Here is a 19,719-nt window from a genome sequence, read left to right on the forward strand (position 1 = left end):
AAGAAGGAGGGGTTAAAAGCTTTTTTGAAGAGAGAACCATCCAAATCCGGCCAACAAAGCTTTTAACTCCACCACACTACTCACTCCAGGTGATAGGTATGAAGCAGAGAAAGGGACTTCTCATAATCCTCGACGGCCTCGGCGACAGGCCGATAAAAGAACTCGGCGGAAAAACCCCACTTGAGTACGCGGACACACCCAATATGGACGGTCTTGCAAAGTTCGGAATCCTCGGCCAGCAGGACCCAATAAAGCCCGGACAGCCGGCTGGTAGCGACACAGCCCACCTCAGCATCTTCGGCTACGATCCCTACAAGGTCTACCGCGGAAGGGGCTTCCTTGAGGCCCTCGGAGTTGGCCTCGACCTGAGCGAGGACGACCTGGCCTTCCGCGTCAACTTCGCGACCATCGAAAACGGCATCATAACTGACAGGCGCGCCGGAAGGATAAGCACCGAAGAAGCCCACGAGCTGGCAAAAGCTATTCAGGAGAACGTTAAGCTTCCGGTCGAGTTCATCTTTGTAGGGGCCACAGGCCACAGAGCCGTTCTCGTTCTCAAGGGCATGGCCGCAGGCTATAAAGTCGGCGAGAACGACCCCCACGAGGCCGGGAAACCTCCCCATGAGTTCACTTGGGAGGACGATGAAAGCAAGAAGGTCGCCGAGATACTCAACGACTTCGTCAGGCAGGCCCACGAGGTTCTTGACAAGCACCCAATCAACGAGAAGAGGAGAAAGGAGGGCAAGCCCATCGCCAACTACCTGCTCATCCGCGGTGCCGGAACCTACCCTGGAATCCCAATGAAGTTCACCGAGCAGTGGAAGGTGAAGGCAGCGGCAGTCGTCGCTGTCTCCCTCGTCAAGGGCGTCGCCAGGGCGATAGGATTCGACGTTTACACGCCGGAAGGAGCCACCGGTGAGTACAACACCGACGAGATGGCCAAGGCAAGGAAAGTAGTCGAGCTTCTGAAGGACTACGACTTCGTCTTCCTGCACTTCAAGCCCACCGATGCCGCCGGCCATGACAACAACCCGAGGCTCAAGGCCGAGATGATAGAGAAGGCCGACAGGATGATAGGTTACATAGTCAACAACATCAACCTGGAGGACGTTGTTATAGCCATAACCGGCGACCACAGCACACCATGCGAGGTCATGAACCACAGCGGTGACCCGGTGCCTGTTCTCATAGCCGGCGGTGGTGTCAGGGCTGATTATACGGAGAGCTTCGGCGAGCGCGAGTGCATGCGCGGCGGCCTCGGCAGGATTAAGGGCCACGACATCGTGCACATAATGATGGATCTCATGAACAGGAGCGAGAAGTTCGGGGCCTAGCCCCATAATCTTTTCTTGTATGGGCTTAACCCGGCGCTACAGACACCCGCGTTTGGTCTGCCATCTTAGCGTTTAGACGTAAACTTTAATTAGTTCGAAACCCAATCCCATCAGGTGTGCCCAATGAGACGGGACGTGAAAAAAATAGGCGGGGACAAAGTTACCGCTGTGGGAATGGGGACATGGGGCATAGGTGGAAAAGAAAGTCCCGACCACTCACGCGACAGGGAGAGCGTTGAGGCCCTGAAGTACGGCATTGAGCTCGGGATAAACCTAATAGACACGGCCGAGTTCTATGGTAAAGGCCACAGTGAGGAGCTCGTCGGAAAGGCAATTCAAGGCTTCGAGCGTGAAGAACTCTTCATCGTCAGCAAGGTGTGGCCCACGCACTTCGGCTATGAGAGCGCAAAGAAAGCCGCACGGGCGAGTGCAAGGAGGCTCGGCACGTACATAGACCTCTACCTTCTTCACTGGCCTGTTGACAACTTTGAGAGGATAGAGGAGACACTTCACGCGTTAGAAGAGCTTGTTGATGAAGGGCTAATCCGCTACATCGGCGTCAGCAACTTCGACCTTGAGCTCTTCAAACGCTCCCAGGAGGCAATGAGAAAGTACGGGATAGTGGCCAACCAGGTGAAGTACTCGCTCCGCGATAGATGGCCTGAAACGAGCGGCCTGCTCGACTACATGAAGCGCGAGGGAATAGCTCTTATGGCATACACCCCCCTAGAAAAGGGCTCCCTCGCGAGGAACCCCTGTCTGGCCGAGATTGGAAAACCCTACGGTAAGACCGCAGCCCAGGTGGCTTTGAACTACCTCATCTGGGAGGAAAACGTCGTGGCAATACCCAAGGCCGGGAGGAAGGAGCACATTGAGGAGAACGCCGGGGCCATGGGCTGGAGGCTTTCAAAGGAGGATAGGGAAAAGGCAAGGGGGTGCGTCTGATGTTTGCCTACCACAACAGGCTCGCAAGGGTGAACCTGACAGCGGGAAAGGTAACCTACGAGGAACTGCCCGATGAGATAATAAGAAAGTTCATCGGGGGAAAGGGCCTGGGCTACTACCTGATTTATCGCGAGGTTCCTCCGGGAACTGAGCCGTTGAGCGAAGCCAACAAATTCGTCTTTGCCCCGGGTGGATTAACCGGCCTCGTACCTGGCTCAAGCAAGGTCATAGCTGTGAGCAAGAGTCCCGAGACCAAGCTCATAAGTGATTCCAGCGGTGGAGACGCCTTCGGCCCGAAACTGAAGGGGCACTTCGATGCTCTTATCATCGAGGGAAAGGCAGAGGAGCCGGTTTACCTCTACGTCCACGATGGAAAAGTTGAGATTCTGTCTGCGGAGCACCTCTGGGGAAAGGGCAACTATGAGGTCGCCAGAAGGCTCTGGAAGGAACACCCGAAGGCGAGCATGGCCCTGATAGGCCCCGCCGGAGAGAGGCTGAGCAGGATAGCCAACGTTATCTACGACACCGAAAGGGCGAGCGGAAGGGGCGGTTTGGGGGCAGTTCTGGGGAGCAAGAAGGTCAAAGCAGTTGTAGTTGAGCCGGGCGAAAAGCCCAAGGTGGCCAACCCCGAGGAGTTCCAGAAACTCTGGATGGAGTTCTACAACGAGTTTGCCACAAATCCGAAATACGAGCACACAAGGAACTACGGGACGACCGATGCCTTAAGGAGCGCCGCCTCGCTTGGAATGAGTCCGGCCTACAACTTCTCAAGGCCCTACATCCCGGACGAGCTGGCGAGCAAGTTGGCCGGAGACGAGGTCAAGAAGTATGAAGCTGAGCCGGAGTGGTTCGTCCACGGCAAGAGCTGTCCGATTAAGTGCGCCCGCTACGTCGAGGTGGAATACAAAGGTAGGAAAATCCGCGTCAAGCCCGAATACGAGAGCATAGCGATGCTCGGCGCTGCAACCGGCGTCTTCAACTTCCCTGCGGTGGCTTACTTTAACTGGCTCGTGAACGACCTCGGGCTGGACAGCATAGCGACAGGGGCCACGATAGGGTGGTTCTTCGAGATGGTCGAGAAGGGCCTGCTCACTGAGGAGGAAATCGGCTTCCCTGTGAAGGGCTTCGGCGACGAGGAGGCTGAGGAAAAGCTTATCAAGCTGATGGCCGAGCGTAAGGGCATCGGTGCAGTTCTGGCGGACGGTGTTAAGCGCGCCTGTGAGAGGCTCGGCAGGGGCTGCGAGTTCGCAGTACACGTGAAGGGCATGGAGAGCCCAGCCTGGGACCCGCGCGGAAGGAGAACCTACGCCCTGAGCTATGCAACAGCCGACGTTGGTGCGAGCCACCTCCGCGGCTGGCCGAGGCCCCACCAGCTCCCGAATCAGGGGCCGGCAAAGGAACTGGTGCCCTCGATGATAGAGGGCAGGGACGAGAGCTACATCACAGACATGCTCGGAACATGTAAGTTCGTCCCCTACAAGATGGAGGAGTTAGCCAGGCTCTACTCACTCGCGACCGGCGAGGAGTGGACCGTTGAGAAGCTCAGAAATGTCGCTCAGGCAGTGGAGAGCATTGCCAGGATACACGACGCCCTCGACTGGGTAACCCCGCCGATGGACGACACCATACCACCACGCTGGTGGGAGCCAGAGCCAGAAGGTCCTGCAAAGGGCAATAAGGCCTTCATAGACTACAACGATTTCCTTGAGGCGAGGAGGGAGTTCTACAGGCTCAGAGGCTGGCACGAGGAACTCGGCGTTCCGTTGCCCGAAACCATGGAGGAACTTGGCTACCCGGAGTTCAAGGAAGATGCCGAGAGGGCTTTGGAGGTAGTGAAGAAGAGAATGGGAGCTTAGTCCTATTCTACGTTTTTCTTGAGTTCCTCGATGGAGATATTATTTAAACCCACTATTGGATTTCTAGAGGTAATTAGAACTGCCCCACTCTCGGTGAGCACATTGACGATGTATCTAACAATATTGCTCCCAGATTTGTCAATTCCTATCGTAGGGTCATCGAGAACCGTTAGTTTCCTTTTAAGAGTGTAGGCGACGAGGAGCTGAAGCTTTCTTCTCTGACCCTGCGATAGATTGCCTATGCGCCTCTGATAAAAGGGTCCAAGTTCTAAAACGTTCAGCCCTTCATGGATTCGTGCCAAATCAGGTTTTTCTCCATAGAGGTCAAAGATAAGCTCAACGTATTCTCTGGCGCGCAGATGGGCTGGTAAGTCGATGGTCTCAGGCAGATAAAAGACGTTCTTCATGATAGGGCTTCCCCTCTTTGCTCTCTTTCCGAGTATTTCAACCTCACCAGAGATAGGTCTGAGAAGCCCTACTATGGTTCTTAGAAGGGTAGTTTTTCCCGTCCCGTTGGGGCCGTAGATTACGAGGTGCTCGCCGGTTTTAAGTTCAAATGAAGCACTAAGCAGAGGGACTCTGTATCCGCAGGTTAGATTTCTTAGCGAGAGAATCCTTTCACCCAAGCCTAATCCCCCCTATTCCTGCTATGTCAAGTGGAACCGATAGGAGATGCATTACAAAAGGAAAAGCAACTAACGCATCGTGAGGAAGTAGTAATACTCCAACGCTCCCGAGAACAAGTCCCGGTAAGAGCGCCGAAACAAATAATGGAAATGCTGGAACATTGCCTGTTATTTCAACTGCTATGAAGGCACCTTTTCGGAGGGAAAAACTACCCGAAGGGAGGAGCAACACATGAAGGAACTCATGAAGTGCTATGCTTATTGGAATGCCAGCCCCAAAAAGAAGGAAACTTTTCCCGTTACTTGGGCAGAGTGAGGCGATCGGGAGGGCAAATATCAAGGGTAGCCAGAGCAGTTTAATTGACAGCACCTCTCCAAACACTGCAAGCTTTCTCATCTTACGCACCTCCAAACATCAATGTCATATAGAACTATTGAGAGCACAAAAAACACGGCAAGGCTCTGCCAAGCCGGCACTTTGATTAAGAAGTGAACCGCCACCATGTAAGCTACGAAAGAATAACTAGTCCACTTAGAGTTGTTACCTGTTGGGACAACCGAGTTGAAGAAAGCACCTGCCCCAACAATTTTCAGGGCATTTCCAGGGGATACGGCGAAATGCTCCAGAAGGTTTAGGTATGCAAGCACAGGAAGTTCCGGGACAAGGGCAAGGAGAAATGCCGTGGCCCTACGCCGAATGGGAGTTCCGACTATTGCTCGAATGTGAGAGGTGTAGAGGTCTCCCTCCCTGAGCCCGTAGGACGTGAAGTATGGAATTGTAATGAACGCAAGAGATAAGGAAATGAAAGCAATGAACAATACTGGATTGAAGTCTGGGTCTTTAAAGCCAATGTAATCGGCAACCACAAACTTCATCTCACCTTCATAGAATATGTCAAATACAAAGACCAAAAGGGAAAGCAGTATTGCATATCTACCGTCGATCAGGAAACCCCGAAAGCTCGTTCTGAATGCAAGTCGCTTGCTAATGGTCTTAATGGCCCATATCAAATACGGTCCAGTAAGTGCGACGAGAGAAGCGAGCTTCAGGGATACGCAGTGGAGAAAGGGAAACACAAAGGCCAGAGGAAGCATTAGACCTGCAAAAACCGAGTCGAAGATAAGAAAAGTCGAGATCAAAATAGATAGCAGGGTAAGAAAAACTACAAGTATACCCTCGGACTTGAGGAAAAGCGGAACGGTTAGGGGTAAGAGTGCCAAAGCCATAAGAAATGAGAGCCTCTCCCTGACAAGGGGCAAATTCAGCAGGAAATCGTTTATTCCAAGAACCTTTCTGGGGTCTACTATTGGAGCTGAAACCCAGATGAAGCCGATAACCAGGATAAGCACGTAAGGAGCAGAATCTAGATTAAAGTCCGGAATCTTGAGTCCAATCCCGACAGAAACAAGGAGAAGTGCCAGGTAAAAACGGCTACGGAAGAGGCCATTAAAATAAGAAAAAATCATACTCCCACCTCACAGGAGCGAGAGGAGACGCGCCACGAGCGCTGCACAGACGCACTTGATTTCAAAGAGCGTCCATGAAAGTCTTGCGTTTATTCCGCACTCCTTCACAGGATTTGGTGAGCAGACGACCTTCTTGCAGTAGCCGCAGGCACCACCGTAGAGCAGCAAAACGGTGAGTGAGATGACTATTATTGCCCCAATGGGACCAAGGTAGTAATAGGCTGGATTACTCCGTTTCTGAGCAAGGTGATCTCCTGCGTAGGCAATCAGAGCACCTAACAGGCCACCAATGATCAGGGCAAAGATCAGGTTCACCTGGTATCCTTCGGCCAGCTGCTTGACCCATGGGAGCCCAATACCCTTCATGGAGAGATAGGCACTTATTGTGCTGAAGGCCATAAACCACAGGAGTGCCGTGACGACGTAGTAGGCAGATTTACTTAGCTTCACAGGTTCTCCTCCCGAGAGTTTTTCATAATTCTCACACTGTTAGCATATATAAGCTTTTCCTTTTACTATTAGTGGATTATCTTTCTTTTTTTCGGGTATAAATCTATTCAGAGTTGGGTTTTACGATGGGGATGGGCCAAAAGAAAGAAGAGTAACCGAGTAAACGATTGAATACATCGGGACAAAAAGTGAAAGATCACCTCATTAAAACACCTAAGCGTTATGAGACACGGGTTTAGTCCCTTCTATTTCTTTTCCTTTGCCTTCCACACCTCCCGCATTCCGATATTACTTCCTGGACGATGCTCCTATTTGCCGGCTCAAACCTAATCTACACACCAAGAGGATTCTCCAAGTGAACGGAAGCATGCATTACCTTCTGGCGATACGACTTAACTCGCATTCTGTTCCAGTACAGTTGAGTGCTAAAACAACCCTGATACTGTGTGGAACAACTATACCTACCCACCACACATCGTACGTCCTAATTGTAATCTCAAGTTTTGCCGTGTCCGTAAAATTTGGGGGCACGTTTACTATTAGATCCTCCCTTACGGCCTCGATGCGAAATGGTTCCGATGAAGTTGAGGAGAACTTGACCACAATTCCCCGACTTATCAGGGCCTTTCTTGAGATAGCAAAACTACACATAAGATATGGCCCGTTTACCGACTCCCTGGTTGAATTCCAGCAATTTAGAGATCCCGTGTAGGTCATCCCTTTTACGAATAATCTGACTGCCCCCTGAAGTTCAACACCCCCACCATCCGATACCAGAGACGACTGCGGAATAACAAGATTAAAAAGAATAACATAAAGGAAATAGACCGCGAGGAGTTCCTTGAAGTTGGCGCGTACCCAACCCTTGATGTTCATCGTACGCCGCCCCCTAACATGGTCACGGCCTCTGGAGTGATATCCATATGGGTATCGTGTAGTCCCTAGTATATAACGTATCTGTGGGTAAAGACGGGTGGGGCAATGCAATTCCTGGCCTTACTGTGAGACAGAATTTTATCATGTCCTCATTTAGATTGTAAGGGAGGTGTACAGTATATGTATAGTACTGACCTATTTCATCCACCCCAAGAGAATACAACCTGACGTACCTTGAGGTTATAATCGATTTGCCAGAGTACCTTCTCTCGAGGAGATTGATACTTCTCCCACTGCCATCCCTAGCCAGCAATCCATTGAGCATGATACCTATAAACCCACCCCCTTCAATGTAACTAGAAACAAGATCTATGAGAGTTCTATGAACATCGATAAACTGTGTGCTGGTACGACGCCCACCTAACGCTTCGTAATTGAGTTCTATCGGAACATTTGGATATCCAGAACCCAAATAACCTCCACAAAACTCAAATTTAGTGTATAGTGAATGAAACTTTCCATATTTGGGAGCTACTGCATAACCAACTGAAGTAAATCCTTCCATTCCGTCCTCAAGGTATGCGTAGTTGCTTCCTCTTTTTCTGCTTCCGTAGATTGCCACAACGGCTCTACCAACGACGTTGCCATCGTGGTCGTAGATGTCGAAATACCTTTTTATTGGATACCTAGCCGGTGATGGGGTGTAGTAATAATATCCCATAGGGATTATCTTGTTAGCAGGGGCTCTTTGAATAGATATCTCAAACTCTCCAATATTGAGTGTTTCGTGTTGGGATATGCTAAATGGCCCAAATGTTAGAGAAATGCCTTGCCGAGTTATGATTGAGGATTTAAATTTTGAATATACTTCACCATACGACAAGGTAAATCTAATGTTATTGCTTTGGCCTATGATCGTTGGGGAAATTGTTCCGGTGGGATGAGCTTGCTTAGTGTTCACAGTGTCAAAATCTCTGAAGACAGGAGAATAAACATTCCACAATATTGTTAGATTTGTCGTTTCTCTGGAACTAACGACAAGAATAGTTTTTAGTTTACCCCTCTCAACAAATATTATTTCTGAAACGAGTATTTTTCCTAAGTGATATTTTCTGATAATTTTTGTGGCTCCATGATCTCTCTTGATACTAATGTTTGTAGGCTCATGAGCCAAGTTGAATATTGTTCCATCGTCTGATAGCAATTTGAATTCTTGATTGAGTCCTATATATTTAAAAAATGGGATTTCACTTGGACTGTTTGGCATATGATTATTCTTTAGAGATACTAAGAACTTCCCCTCCTCCCCTATTGGAGGCGATATTGCGCTTGCCGTTCCTGCAGTCATTCCAGTCATCATCAATCCCAAAAGGACTGCTAACATAGACTTCCATCTCACGTAGTTCACCTCCCGAGAGTTTTTCATAATTCTCACACCATTAGCATATATAAGCTTTTTCTTTTACTATTTATAGTCTCTATTCCTTTTTTTTCGAGTATAAATTTATTCGGAGTTGAGTTTTACGACGAGAACGAGCCAAAAGAAAGAAGAGTAACCGAGTAAACTATTGAATACATCGGGACAAAAAGCGAAAAATCACCCCTTTAAAAACGCCTCCACAAGGTTTCTCGTCTCGTTGAATGCCTCCAGCGGGATTCCCTTCGGAAGGCCTCCGATTTCCCCCTTGACATCTTTCAGGACGCCTTCTCCGGCACCGAGGAACATGCCCTCGCTGACTATTCCGCGGAAGTTGGCCGGCGGGAGCAGAGCCACTGCCACGCGGTTGCCCTCCTTCACCGTCAGGTCGTTGGTGACAACCGTTATCGCCCTGTCGCCGATGTTCACGTTGGTAACCAGAAGCCTGTCGGCGTTCGGGTGCTTGCCGACGCTCATCACTTCCCCGACCTTGATGTCCACCGCGATGACCGGGTCGTTTATCTTGCCGAGGGCGAGACGCTTGTCGAGGCCGAGTATCGTGTTCAGGAAGAAGCGGACTTTGGCCACCTGCTCCTCGACCTTTTCGCGCTCGCTCTTATCCGCCAGGCTGATGAACTTGTGGTGCCAGTCCTCGCCACCAAGGGCCTCGATTATACCGCCGGCCTTCTCCTTCAAAGCTTTCATCTGCGGTGTCTCAATCAATTCCTTCGGCTCCACGTAGCTGTACCTCATCGCCTGTATCTCCGGAATCATCTCCTTCGCTAACTGAATCGCTCCCTTCTTGTTCCACTTCCCCTTGAACTTCGCGTGCTCCACCGTCTTCAGGAACAGCTCCACCGCCTTCTCCGCCACCAGTAAGCGGTAATCCTTGCTCGTGTCCCACATAGCTCTCACCCTCCAGTGCCTCCAAAACGCGGTTCTTAACGCTTTCGTCCCTTATTCCCTCGGCTATCGAACGGGCCTTAGCCCTATCGCCCCAGCGGGCATAGGCTAGAGCCACCTCTCCAAGGAGCTCCGAGGCGATTCTATCGTCCCTGATAACGCCGGCCAGGATCAGCGGCTCCTCCAGGAAGCCTATGCGGAGGAAGCGCCTCGCTATTCCCTCCAGCTCCCTGTCCGTCGGCTTGAACTTGCCCACAAAGATTATCTCAAGGGCGTCGTCGAAGACCCTCCTGCCGAGCTTCGGCTGCTCGTGGAGGTAGAGCCAGTATGCCAGCTCGAGCATGGCTATTGCTCTTCCCTCAAGCGGGAGGAAGCGCATCATTGAGATAGCAAGCTCTACCTCCCCCTTCTCAAGGAGCTCCTCTACTGCTGTTTTCCCCCTCTTCAGGACGTCCTTCATCAGCTCCATCTTGTCCTCGATGTACTTTGCCTGAAGCTTGAAGAATATCGAGGCGTAAACATCCCTGGCCAAGCCGTAGAACTCAAGGGCCATCTCGTTGGGTATCTCGTCGGCACTCTTCTCAATTAGCCGGGCGACCTTTATCAACGACGATGTTGCCGCCGATGACAGCCCCCGCGAGGCCTGAAGCAGCTCCACAGCCTCCCTGAACAGCTCCAGGCCGTCCTTATAGCGGTCCGAGAGGACGAGGTTCCTCGCTATCCCTGCCAGGACCTCCCCTCTAACCCGCGGGGAGTCTATGCTCCCGGCGATACCTATAGCGTTTTCAAAGTATGCCTCCGCGTCCCTGTCCCTGTCGAGCGTATAGAGGGCCCTGCCGAGGATAGAATAAGCTAAAGCCTTCTCCGGCGTTCCGCTTATGGATTCGAGCGTCTCCAGCATGTGGCTCAGGACTTCTTCCCTTGGAAAGGCCGTCAGTACCTCTGTTAACGCAAGAAGCCGCCGTATTTCATCTCCTATTTCCAGCGCGTTTCTCAGCGCGCTTCTGTAGTCGCCTTTTGAAAGGTAAAGCTCCACGGCCTCCACGAGAACCACCAACCGCTGGAAATAGGGAACGAAAGTAAAAAAGGCTATCGCTATCCCTTGACCTTTTTATCCCACTGTTCGAGCATCGTGTCGAGCGCTAAAAGGCTGTTGAGCCTAAGGCGAACCCTTTTGTTTTCCCAGTCTATTGATCCATTGAACTCGTTGAGGAGCTCGAAAACCTTTTCGGCCTCTTTTTCTGGAAGGTTCCTTCCGTAGAACTCCTCACCGCAGTGAGGACACTTGAAGACGAAGCCCTCGAAGGCCTCCATGAACTTTTTGTGATCTTTCATTATGTCCTCCGCGTCATCAATGGTGAGCATCTGCTCGATCAGTTCACCCCAGTCGAGGGGTTTACCGCAGAGCGGGCACTTTGCCATATCAATCAACCTCCCTCAAAAACCTCTCAATCTCCTTCAGGATGAGCTTTATAGCCCCGTCAAGGTTATTTTTCCCGTTCGCCCCGGCGGCGCCGGCATGGCCTCCGCCCGAGCCGTCTATAATCGGTCCGACCTTCTCCATGATTTTGCCGAGGTGAAGGCCTTTCTTGACGAGGTTCTCCTTGGCCCTCGCGGAAATCCGAACCCCTTTCTTCTCACTTCCCACAACCGCTATGTCCGCGCCGAGGTTTAGAAACGTCTTGCATGCCAGGGACTCGTAGGCGGAAACCTTTGAGACCGCTATGATATACTTCCTGAACTTTTTGAGTTCAAGCCTCTGGCAGGCCTTGAGAATGGCCATGCGCTTCGCCTGATCGATGTTTTCGTCGCTGACCGGAGCGATGAGCTGGAAAATCTCGCCCATCTGAATCGGAAAACGCCCCAGCATCTCGCTTACTGCCTTGAAAGTCTTCGCGTTCCCAAAGCGGAAGTTGGCGGTGTCGGTGACTATTCCGGCGAGAAGTGCTCTAACAGCTGTCTCATCGTAGAAGCCAAAATATTTAAACAGCTCCCAGACTATCTCGGCCGTGGATGTGCGTGAGGAGTCAACGACGGATATATTCGCCCTGATCGGCTTCTCCTTTTCTGAGTGGTGGTCTACGACGATTACGGTCTTACCGCGCGGAATCTCGATAGGTTCGAGCTGTTCCAGTGAGGAGGTGTCGAAGATCATGACAACGTCTTCCCTAACAAGGGGGTCCTTCTCTAGCGGAACGGGTGAGAGCGTTAACAGTCTCTTCGCGTAGGAGGAGACGCTCTGGGCGACGCCTATTCTCACGCTTTTAACGCCCAGGGATTTGAGGTAGAGGGCAAAGGCTATCGCCGAGCCAAGGGAATCGGGGTCGGCGTTGTGGTGGCAGAGGAGAAGGAAGGATTTGTCCTTTGACCCCTGAAGGAAGCGCTTAAGCTTGAGCTTTCCCCTCATTGGCTATCTCCCTCAGCTTCCTCTCGATAGCATCGTAGGCCTTCTCAACTGCCTCGTCGATGAGCTTCTCAACATCAACCTTCACAAATACCGGAACCTCAAGGTAGACCTCAATTTCAAGGTCGAGGATCTCCCCGCGGTTTATCCTCAGGGTAACCTCTATGTCCTTGACGTCGCTCCTGTTGAGAGCATCAAAGACGTGCTTGATTATCGTCTCCTGCGCGATCTCACCGACCTCTATGAGCTGCTCCTCGCTCAGCTCGGGCAGGCCTATGTGGATAACCCTCCTTCCGCTGGCTCCCTCGTCCATCACTATCCCTCCAAATGAAAGAGAAGAGGTCAGCCCGCCGTGGGCCTGAGGGCGGACTGTATCTTCGCGGTGAGTTCCTTGAGCTTCTCGTTGAGCTTCTTTTCCTGCCTCTCAAGGGCGCCGAGGCGAACCTCCAGCGTTTCGACCTTCTCCTTGAGCTCCTCGACTGCCTTGGCCTTGTCGGTCTTCACGATGAGAGTTCCGACGGTCTTGTATATGACCGTTCCATCCCCGACCTTCTCAAGCTCTTCCAGGGCCTTCTTTGCCTCGGTGAGCTCAAGCTGAACCTTCTGCTTCTGCTGGATGACGAGCTGCAGCTGCCCCTGATAGTTCTCAAGCTGGCCGAGCATGGCCTGAACTTGGGGTGGAATGTTCTGCATAACCAACACCTCCGTAATCGTAATGCCGGGTTAGAATAAGGGCGGAAGTTTAAGAAAGTTTGGGAACCCATAATCTATATATCTATATAGATTATGGGCCAACACTTGGTTCATGTTATAAAACTATATTCTACTGCGGCAATCTTTATATTTAAACGAGGTTTCATGAAACATGGTGAAACCCATGAAAAGGGCGCTGGCCATATTGATGGTCTTTCTGCTGGCGGTCTCCGTTGCCGCCAGTGGATGTATAGGAAGCAGGACCAACACAACCACGAGCTCCCCTACAAGCTCTTCCAGCCCAACGTCGTCCCCAACATCTTCCCCCACTACTCAAACCTCGACCAGGGTAATAACCATACGCACCACCGGAGCCACCTTCCCGCAGTACCAGATCCAGAAGTGGATTGAAATCTACATGAAGAGCCACCCCAACGTTAAGATTGAATATGAGGGTGGTGGAAGCGGCCACGGACAGGAGGCCTTCATGAAGGGCCTGACGCAGATAGGCAGAACTGATCCACCGGTTACCGAAGCGACCTGGAAAAAGTTCCTCGCAACTGGTGACCAGCCACTCCAGTTCCCCGAGATAGTCGGTGCCGTTGTCGTTGCCTACAACGTTCCTGGCGTTGATGAACTCAGGCTCGATGGTGAGACACTTGCAAAGATATTCATGGGTGAAATAGAGTACTGGGACGATCCGGCAATAAAGGCTCTCAACCCCAACGCAAACCTCCCGCATGAGAAGATAATCGTCGTTCACAGGAGCGACTCAAGTGGAACCACAGCCATATTTACCACCTACCTCAGCCTCGTCAGCAAGGAGTTCGCCGAGAAGGTCGGTGCGGGCAAGCTGGTCGACTGGCCGGTTGACAAGGTTGGCAGGGGGATAGGTGGAAAGGGCAACCCTGGAGTTGTCCAGGCCCTGAAGAGCACCAAATACAGCATAGCTTACACGGAGCTTTCCTTTGCCATAGAGGAGAACCTCCCTGTTGTTGCCCTCAGGAACAAGGCGGGGAACTTCGTTAAGCCTACGGACGAGACCATAAAGGCCGCTGTTGCTGGAGTTAAGTCCTTCATACCCAATCCAACGGAGGGCTACAAGGAAGACCTCAAGCAGCTTCTCAACGCTCCGGGCGAGAACTCCTATCCGATAGTTGCTTTCACACACCTCCTAGTCTGGCAGAACAAGAACGGCAAACACTACTCGAAAGAAGAGGCCAAGGCCATCAAGGACTTCCTAACGTGGGTTCTGACGGAAGGACAGAAACCGGAGAACCTGGCTCCGGGATACGTTGGCCTTCCGAAGGATGTTGCCGAGATAGGACTTAAAGCGGTGAACATGATTCAGGAGGGTTGAGCCCTTCCAAACCTTTTCTTTGGGGAGTGCTGATATGAGGCTCGGAGTGACATCGTCTCTGGTCAAGGAGATTTCAGGGAAAGGCCTGAGCCTAGATGAGCTGAAGGTTCCCCTTGTTGAAATTTATCTCGACGAGGTTCCAATTCTGATCGGAACCTCCGTGGACTGGTCGCTCGTTAAGAACCTGAGTGGCCTTGGGGTTAGGTTTACAATCCATGCCCCAACTCATGTTGGCAGGTTCTCCTCGATTGACCTCGGAAAGCGCTCACGGCTCAACATCAAGGTCATGGAGCGGGTTTTTCAGGTGGCGTCATCTCTAAACGCGGAAAAGATTGTGGTTCATGGAGGTAGCGTCGAAAAGTCCTACCACATGGCCTATCTAAACACAAAACGGACCTTAAATGAGATATGCAAAATGTCAGAGGAGACTGGAACGGGGCTCGTCCTTGAGAACCTTTTCGGTTCCAGCGTCGGTGTTCTCCCCTATGAGCTTACCACTCTGCTCAACGAAAACTTGAATGCTTGTCTCGATACTGGCCATGCGTTCCTTGCCGCTATGGAGCTGGGCCTCAGCATGGACGAGTTCACCCTGCTTGCCCCCTACGTTGATCACGCCCACGTCCACGACAACAATGGAACCAAAGACGAGCATCTGCCCCCTGGAAAGGGCCTTCTCGGGAAGACCTTCATAAGAAAGCTTCTGAGAGCGGTAGAGCCCTCAACAGCTATCCTCGAAATTAGAAACTATCACTCTCCCGATGAAATACTCGAATCAATTCACTGCTTTGAAAAAATAAAGAAGGCAGAGGTGATAGAATGAGGAGGAGAGACGCCTTTGACTACATGGCCCTTCCGGTTGTGCTCCTTGTATTCCTCCTCTTTGCTGGAATGCTGCTGGTGTTCTTCACAAACGCCGTTCCAGCGTTTCACCGCTATGGCATCGACGTATACATCAAAAACGTCTGGAAGGCTGCTGAAGTTCCGGAAGAGGAGGTGTATGGAATAGCGGCGGCGATATGGGGGAGCGTCTACACATCCGTGATTGCAATTTTAATATCCCTTCCAGTTTCGATAGCCTTCTCGGTTTTCGTGGTTGATTACGCACCTAAAAGGATCAAGAACGCTCTAATTGTGATGTCCGATGTGATGGCAGGTTTGCCGACCATAATCTATGGAATCTGGGGGGCTTTTGTTCTCGTTCCGTTCCTAAGGGACTACATAATGACCCCCCTCTACAATCACCTCTCCTTTATACCCCTCTTCAACTATCCTCCCGTTGGAGGCTACAGCTACTTTTCAGCTGGGGTCCTCCTGGCGATAATGGTGACCCCCTTCGTTTCGGCGGTTTTGAGAGAGGCCTACTCCATGATACCCTTCACATATAGAGAAGCCGTCTACGCCCTCGGTGCGACGAGGTACGAGGCAACGAAAATCCTTCTCGGATACATAAAGCCCGCGATGGTATCTGGAGTAATCCTTGCCTTTGGGAGGGCCATAGGGGAGACGGTAGCGGTCAGCCTCGTCATCGGAAACACCTTCAACATGACGTTCAAGCTCTTTGCGCCGGGGTATACGATATCATCACTGATAGCCAACCAGTTTGGCAATGCTTTCATCTACGGATACATGACCCCCGTTCTCTTCGCGGCCGGGCTCGCGCTGTTCCTCATAGGCTTTGCCGTGAACCTGCTCGGCATAAGAACCCTTAGGAGGTGGGAGGAGAATGTTCAGCTTTGACAGAAAAGCCCAGGAAAAATGCTTCCTTGGGTTAATAGGCTTTCTGACAGCGCTCGCTGTGTTCCCGCTATTTCACATCATCTACACCGTAACCGCCAACGGCTTCTCCACGATACTCGACAGGGGAGTCACTTTCATCACGGGCACCTTTTCGGAGGGCGGAATCGGACCGGCCATAGCCGGAACTTTCATACTAACGTTCCTGTCGAGCCTCATAGGCGTTCCTTTGGCGATAATCGTCGGAGTTTACGCCTATGAGAACCCCAAAAGCACAATAGGTAGGTGGACCAAGTCCCTGCTTGAGATTATGATGGAGTTTCCAACGATACTGGTTGGGGTATTCGTCATGCAGATACTCGTGGTGCCGATGGGAACTTACTCCGCCATAGCCGGAGCTCTGGCACTGGCCATAATCCTCATGCCCTACGTGGCCATCTACACACACGAGGCCATGCGCGGGATTCCCTTTACGTACAAGGAGGCCGGCTACGCCCTGGGCCTGACAAGAATAAAAGTTCTCTTCAGGCTTTTAGCACCGATGGCCAAGCGCGGAATACTGACAGGGGTTCTCATAGGCATGGCCAAGGCCGCGGGAGAAACTGCCCCCATACTTTTTACCGCAGCAGGTCTTTACGAGAGCTATCCCACTTCACTCACCAGGCCCGTTGGCGCGATACCGCTCCTCGTTTACCAGCTCGTCCAGAGTCCAAAGCCAGAAGACCACGCCTTTGCATGGGGAGCATCGCTGGTTCTTCTCCTAATTTTCCTTGCCGTTTTCATTCCGCTGAGGCTCAGCCTTAAGGAGGTGAAACTATGATGTACGCGATAGAAACAAAAAACCTCCGTGTTTCATACGGTGATAACGAGGTCATAAAGGGAGTGAACCTCCAGATACCGCCAAACTGCGTCTTTGCCCTTATGGGGCCGAGCGGATGCGGGAAGTCAACGATGCTGAGAACCTTTAACAGGCTCCTTGACCTGAACGACGATGCCAGGGTTGAGGGGGAAGTGCTCCTCTTCGGGAAGAACATCTACGAGCCAAATGTTGACCCGGTGGAGATAAGAAAGCAGATTGGCATGGTGTTCCAGTACCCAAATCCCTTCCCCCACCTGACCATCTACGACAACGTTGCCATCGGCCTTAAGCTCAACCGCCTCGTGGATTCAAAGGAAGAGCTCGATGAAAGGGTGGAGTGGGCGCTGAAAAAAGCGGCGCTCTGGGACGAGGTCAAGGACAGGCTTGATGATTACCCTTCCAACCTCTCCGGTGGACAGAGGCAGCGCTTGGTTATAGCCAGAGCTTTGGCGATGAGGCCCAAGGTTCTTTTGATGGACGAGCCAACCGCCAACATCGACCCGGTGGGAACCCAGAAAATCGAGGAGCTTCTCTTCGAGCTGAAGGAAGATTACACGATAGTGCTCGTGACACATTCCCCTGCCCAGGCGGCAAGGGTTTCTGACTACGTTGCCTTCCTGTACCTTGGGGATCTCATAGAGGTCGGCCCGACGAGAAAGGTCTTCGAGAACCCGGAGCACGAGCTGACTGAGAAGTACGTTACGGGGGCACTCGGATGAAGAGGAAGCTCTTCGCCCGGCTTAAGGAATGGTTTGAGGAACTCGGCGAAATAACCCTGACCGCAACCGGTACCCTGATAAAGGAGGCCCAGAGGAACGAGTATGGACAGGTAGATGACCTCCTTTGGAAGGCGATTGACGTGAAGGACGAACTTAACGACACCGTAATTGAGGCCCTTATAAGGTGTCAGCCTCTCGCAAGAGACATGCGCTTTGTCCGTTCGATATTTACCGCATCGTACGATGCCTACAGGATAGTGAGGCACTGCTCAAGGGTTGAAGCTATACTCACCATAGATGGCAGGGAATCCGCCAGAAGCACGGTTATTGAAGGCCTCATGATAATCCAGCCCTGGCTCGAGCGGGGGGTCTCAACCTTCACCAGAGACGAAAAGCCGCCGGTTCACGAGTTGCCCTTCTTTGAGTCTGCCTTTGAAGAATTCTGGGAGACCAACGTGAAAACTGATGATCCATACGTTATGGGGGTTCTAATTCACTGTGAAGGAATCTTCAATCATACCAAACACCTTCTCAGAGCGGGGGTTTACTACCTCGATGGCTCCCGCGGGCTTGAGAAAACTCCCATACTGATGGTGGACTGAGGTGATAGTATGAGGAAACTTCTCGACATGGGTATGGAGCAGATAAGGAAGCTCCTGGTTGAGATGGGGAACGGTGCACTTGAGGCGCTTGAATCGGCAAGGAAATCCCTCGATGGGGAATTCGACGGCACGGTGGAGACGGCCAGCAAGCTCCACATTTTGAGGAACGAAATCCTCGATATTGCTACCGAGCTGTTAGTGAGGTATTCCCCAATGGCCGGTGACCTGCGCTTCATCCAGAGTGCCATTGACGTCTCCTACGACCTTTACAGAATCTCCCGCTATGCGATGGAGATTGAAAGGACTATGAGGATAGTTAAACCGGACTGCCTGCCGGAACTCTCAAAGGAAGGGTTTGAAGTGACGGTCAAGGCTGTGAAAACAGCGGTTGAGGCCTTCTCGAACCTCGACGAGATGTCCGCGGGAAGGTTGCTCGAGCTCGACGAGAAGGTTGATGAGCTCTATCTGAAGTCCCTTGAAAACCTTAGGGAGCCGAGGGAATGCAGCGCCCTCGATGCGCTGATTCTGAGGCACCTCGAAAGGATAAGCGACCACGCCAAGGAAATCGGGGCGAGGGTGGTTTACATCAAGGAAGGCAAAAGACTCTAAACCTCAAGCGAGTCAATGGCAACCTTAATCCATCTCAGATAGGAGTTCAGCGTCCCCCTCAAAGCCGAGTTATCCTTTGCTAAAAACCTTATCACTATTTTCTTTCCATCTCTGAGAAACTCTATCCTGCTCCTCCGGTAGGGCACGCTCTCGTGCTCGTAGAGGACGCTTTCATAAACTATCCTCGCAGTCTCCTCGTCGGGAAAAGAGACCTCGATCACCCCTTCGATTGGCCAGGTTTTTTCTTCAGCCACGCCGCCTCTTTGTAGTCCCATCTCCGCCCGTCCTCCATTATCCATATCTTGACACTTATGAGCGGGCCAACGGCCTTCTCCTTACTAACGTCAAGGCGGTAGAAGTTCACCGCCATTCCACGCGGGTGCCTCTCGATGACGCTCAGAACATCGGTGTTGTACCTGTCGGCTATTCCGAGGAGCGAGCGCTCCCTTCTCGGAACGAACTTCCCGCCGGTCAGCTCGGCGAAAACCTGGGCGAATGCAACGTGGTCGAGGCCGACGCGCTTTGCTGTGGTCACAACAAGCGGCATCTCCTCGCGTATGGGCCTTATATCTCTGAAACCAATCTCGCGCTGGAGCTTTATGCCGTGGAGGTACAGGTAGCCGAGGTAGCCCCAGTCCTCGGGGTCAACCTTGATGAAGGTCATCTTAAGCGGGTTGCCCTTCCAGACGTTGACTATCAGGAGCCTCTCATAGTTCCTGTCGTAGGCTTCCATGAGTAAATCCTGTATCGTCTTCTTTCCCCTGGTCAGGTAGAGCGAGTTGGGGAAGACCCTCTCCAAGTCGTGACCGAAGCTCCTCGTCCTCCTCGTGGGTCTGTGGGAAGTCGTTATCAGCATCATAGCCCT

Annotated in this window: 23 protein-coding genes; 10 read left to right on the top strand and 13 right to left on the bottom strand. The window is 51.8% G+C overall.

Translation table 11 applies throughout. The annotated features are described in order from the left end of the window. Window positions 1–98: 98 nt before the first annotated feature. From A3L14_RS04555 to A3L14_RS04565, 3 genes are all read left to right on the top strand, one after another. Window positions 99–1,334 (top strand): 2,3-bisphosphoglycerate-independent phosphoglycerate mutase, encoded by a 1,236-nt coding sequence (locus A3L14_RS04555; RefSeq protein WP_074631259.1) that lies wholly within the window; start codon window positions 99–101, stop codon window positions 1,332–1,334. 123 nt (window positions 1,335–1,457) lie between these two features. Beyond that, window positions 1,458–2,279, top strand: coding sequence for an aldo/keto reductase (locus A3L14_RS04560; protein ID WP_074631258.1), 822 nt, complete (start codon window positions 1,458–1,460; stop codon window positions 2,277–2,279). Beyond that, complete coding sequence (locus A3L14_RS04565) at window positions 2,279–4,135, top strand: aldehyde ferredoxin oxidoreductase family protein (RefSeq protein WP_074631256.1); 1,857 nt, start codon at window positions 2,279–2,281, stop codon at window positions 4,133–4,135. The genes A3L14_RS04560 and A3L14_RS04565 overlap by 1 nt, the downstream gene beginning before the upstream one ends. A gap of 2 nt (window positions 4,136–4,137) precedes the next feature. Here the strand turns inward: A3L14_RS04565 and A3L14_RS04570 are convergent, their stop codons facing one another. The 11 genes from A3L14_RS04570 to A3L14_RS04625 all read right to left on the bottom strand — a co-directional run bounded on the left by A3L14_RS04570 (window position 4,138) and on the right by A3L14_RS04625 (window position 12,971). Next, a complete protein-coding gene (locus tag A3L14_RS04570; RefSeq protein ID WP_055428595.1) occupies window positions 4,138–4,761 on the bottom strand; it encodes an ABC transporter ATP-binding protein in 624 nt (207 codons plus the stop codon). Continuing rightward, the gene (locus A3L14_RS04575) at window positions 4,754–5,158 is read right to left on the bottom strand and encodes a hypothetical protein (RefSeq protein ID WP_055428596.1); all 405 of its coding nucleotides are present in this window, start codon (window positions 5,156–5,158) and stop codon (window positions 4,754–4,756) included. Before A3L14_RS04575 ends, A3L14_RS04570 begins: the two co-directional genes overlap by 8 nt. Continuing rightward, complete coding sequence (locus A3L14_RS04580; protein WP_055428597.1) at window positions 5,155–6,228, bottom strand: hypothetical protein; 1,074 nt, start codon at window positions 6,226–6,228, stop codon at window positions 5,155–5,157. Before A3L14_RS04580 ends, A3L14_RS04575 begins: the two co-directional genes overlap by 4 nt. 9 nt (window positions 6,229–6,237) lie before the next feature. After that, entirely contained in the window at window positions 6,238–6,678 is a 441-nt protein-coding gene (locus A3L14_RS04585) for a hypothetical protein (RefSeq protein ID WP_055428598.1), read from the bottom strand. Window positions 6,679–7,050: 372 nt separating this feature from the next. Then, a complete protein-coding gene (locus A3L14_RS04590) occupies window positions 7,051–7,554 on the bottom strand; it encodes a hypothetical protein (protein WP_055428599.1) in 504 nt (167 codons plus the stop codon). A gap of 22 nt (window positions 7,555–7,576) precedes the next feature. Next, window positions 7,577–8,989 carry a hypothetical protein gene (locus A3L14_RS04595; RefSeq protein WP_143597784.1) on the bottom strand — a complete coding sequence of 471 codons (1,413 nt, stop codon included), beginning with the start codon at window positions 8,987–8,989 and terminating at the stop codon, window positions 7,577–7,579. A gap of 162 nt (window positions 8,990–9,151) precedes the next feature. Beyond that, window positions 9,152–9,877 (bottom strand): tRNA-binding protein, encoded by a 726-nt coding sequence (locus tag A3L14_RS04600; RefSeq protein ID WP_055428601.1) that lies wholly within the window; start codon window positions 9,875–9,877, stop codon window positions 9,152–9,154. Between the two features lie 1,092 nt (window positions 9,878–10,969). Further along, a complete protein-coding gene (locus tag A3L14_RS04610; protein ID WP_055428602.1) occupies window positions 10,970–11,296 on the bottom strand; it encodes a hypothetical protein in 327 nt (108 codons plus the stop codon). Between the two features lies 1 nt (window position 11,297). After that, window positions 11,298–12,281, bottom strand: coding sequence for a DHH family phosphoesterase (locus A3L14_RS04615; RefSeq protein WP_074631254.1), 984 nt, complete (start codon window positions 12,279–12,281; stop codon window positions 11,298–11,300). Next, entirely contained in the window at window positions 12,259–12,591 is a 333-nt protein-coding gene (locus tag A3L14_RS04620; protein ID WP_055428603.1) for a DUF3194 domain-containing protein, read from the bottom strand. Before A3L14_RS04620 ends, A3L14_RS04615 begins: the two co-directional genes overlap by 23 nt. A gap of 29 nt (window positions 12,592–12,620) precedes the next feature. Beyond that, window positions 12,621–12,971, bottom strand: coding sequence for a prefoldin subunit beta (locus A3L14_RS04625; protein WP_074631253.1), 351 nt, complete (start codon window positions 12,969–12,971; stop codon window positions 12,621–12,623). 172 nt (window positions 12,972–13,143) lie between these two features. On the opposite strand from A3L14_RS04625, the gene pstS reads away from it, so the two are divergent. From pstS to A3L14_RS04660, 7 genes are read left to right on the top strand one after another with little or no spacing between them, the layout of a single operon-like run. Then, entirely contained in the window at window positions 13,144–14,331 is a 1,188-nt protein-coding gene (pstS, locus tag A3L14_RS04630) for a phosphate ABC transporter substrate-binding protein PstS (RefSeq protein WP_394325654.1), read from the top strand. 34 nt (window positions 14,332–14,365) lie between these two features. Continuing rightward, a complete protein-coding gene (locus tag A3L14_RS04635) occupies window positions 14,366–15,151 on the top strand; it encodes a sugar phosphate isomerase/epimerase family protein (protein ID WP_055428605.1) in 786 nt (261 codons plus the stop codon). Beyond that, window positions 15,148–16,068 (top strand): phosphate ABC transporter permease subunit PstC, encoded by a 921-nt coding sequence (pstC, locus tag A3L14_RS04640; RefSeq protein WP_055428606.1) that lies wholly within the window; start codon window positions 15,148–15,150, stop codon window positions 16,066–16,068. Before A3L14_RS04635 ends, pstC begins: the two co-directional genes overlap by 4 nt. Next, window positions 16,055–16,885 (top strand): phosphate ABC transporter permease PstA, encoded by an 831-nt coding sequence (gene pstA / locus A3L14_RS04645; RefSeq protein ID WP_055428607.1) that lies wholly within the window; start codon window positions 16,055–16,057, stop codon window positions 16,883–16,885. Before pstC ends, pstA begins: the two co-directional genes overlap by 14 nt. After that, on the top strand, window positions 16,882–17,643 hold the full coding sequence (locus A3L14_RS04650) for a phosphate ABC transporter ATP-binding protein (protein ID WP_055428608.1): 762 nt from the start codon (window positions 16,882–16,884) through the stop codon (window positions 17,641–17,643). Before pstA ends, A3L14_RS04650 begins: the two co-directional genes overlap by 4 nt. Next, window positions 17,640–18,245, top strand: a complete 606-nt coding sequence (locus A3L14_RS04655) for a hypothetical protein (protein WP_055428609.1) — start codon at window positions 17,640–17,642, stop codon at window positions 18,243–18,245. Before A3L14_RS04650 ends, A3L14_RS04655 begins: the two co-directional genes overlap by 4 nt. A 9-nt stretch (window positions 18,246–18,254) precedes the next feature. Further along, window positions 18,255–18,854, top strand: a complete 600-nt coding sequence (locus tag A3L14_RS04660; protein WP_055428610.1) for a phosphate signaling complex PhoU family protein — start codon at window positions 18,255–18,257, stop codon at window positions 18,852–18,854. On the opposite strand, the gene pcc1 is transcribed toward A3L14_RS04660, so the two are convergent. Both pcc1 and A3L14_RS04670 read right to left on the bottom strand, forming a co-directional pair. Further along, window positions 18,851–19,129, bottom strand: coding sequence for a KEOPS complex subunit Pcc1 (gene pcc1, locus A3L14_RS04665; protein ID WP_055428611.1), 279 nt, complete (start codon window positions 19,127–19,129; stop codon window positions 18,851–18,853). The two genes, A3L14_RS04660 and pcc1, sit on opposite strands and share 4 nt — an antisense overlap. Beyond that, window positions 19,072–19,713 (bottom strand): ribosomal biogenesis protein, encoded by a 642-nt coding sequence (locus tag A3L14_RS04670; RefSeq protein WP_055428612.1) that lies wholly within the window; start codon window positions 19,711–19,713, stop codon window positions 19,072–19,074. Before A3L14_RS04670 ends, pcc1 begins: the two co-directional genes overlap by 58 nt. Between the last annotated feature and the right edge of the window lie 6 nt (window positions 19,714–19,719).

Origin of the sequence: Thermococcus thioreducens (genome assembly GCF_002214545.1) — an archaeon.
In the GTDB taxonomy this organism is placed as follows: Archaea; Methanobacteriota_B; Thermococci; order Thermococcales; family Thermococcaceae; genus Thermococcus; species Thermococcus thioreducens.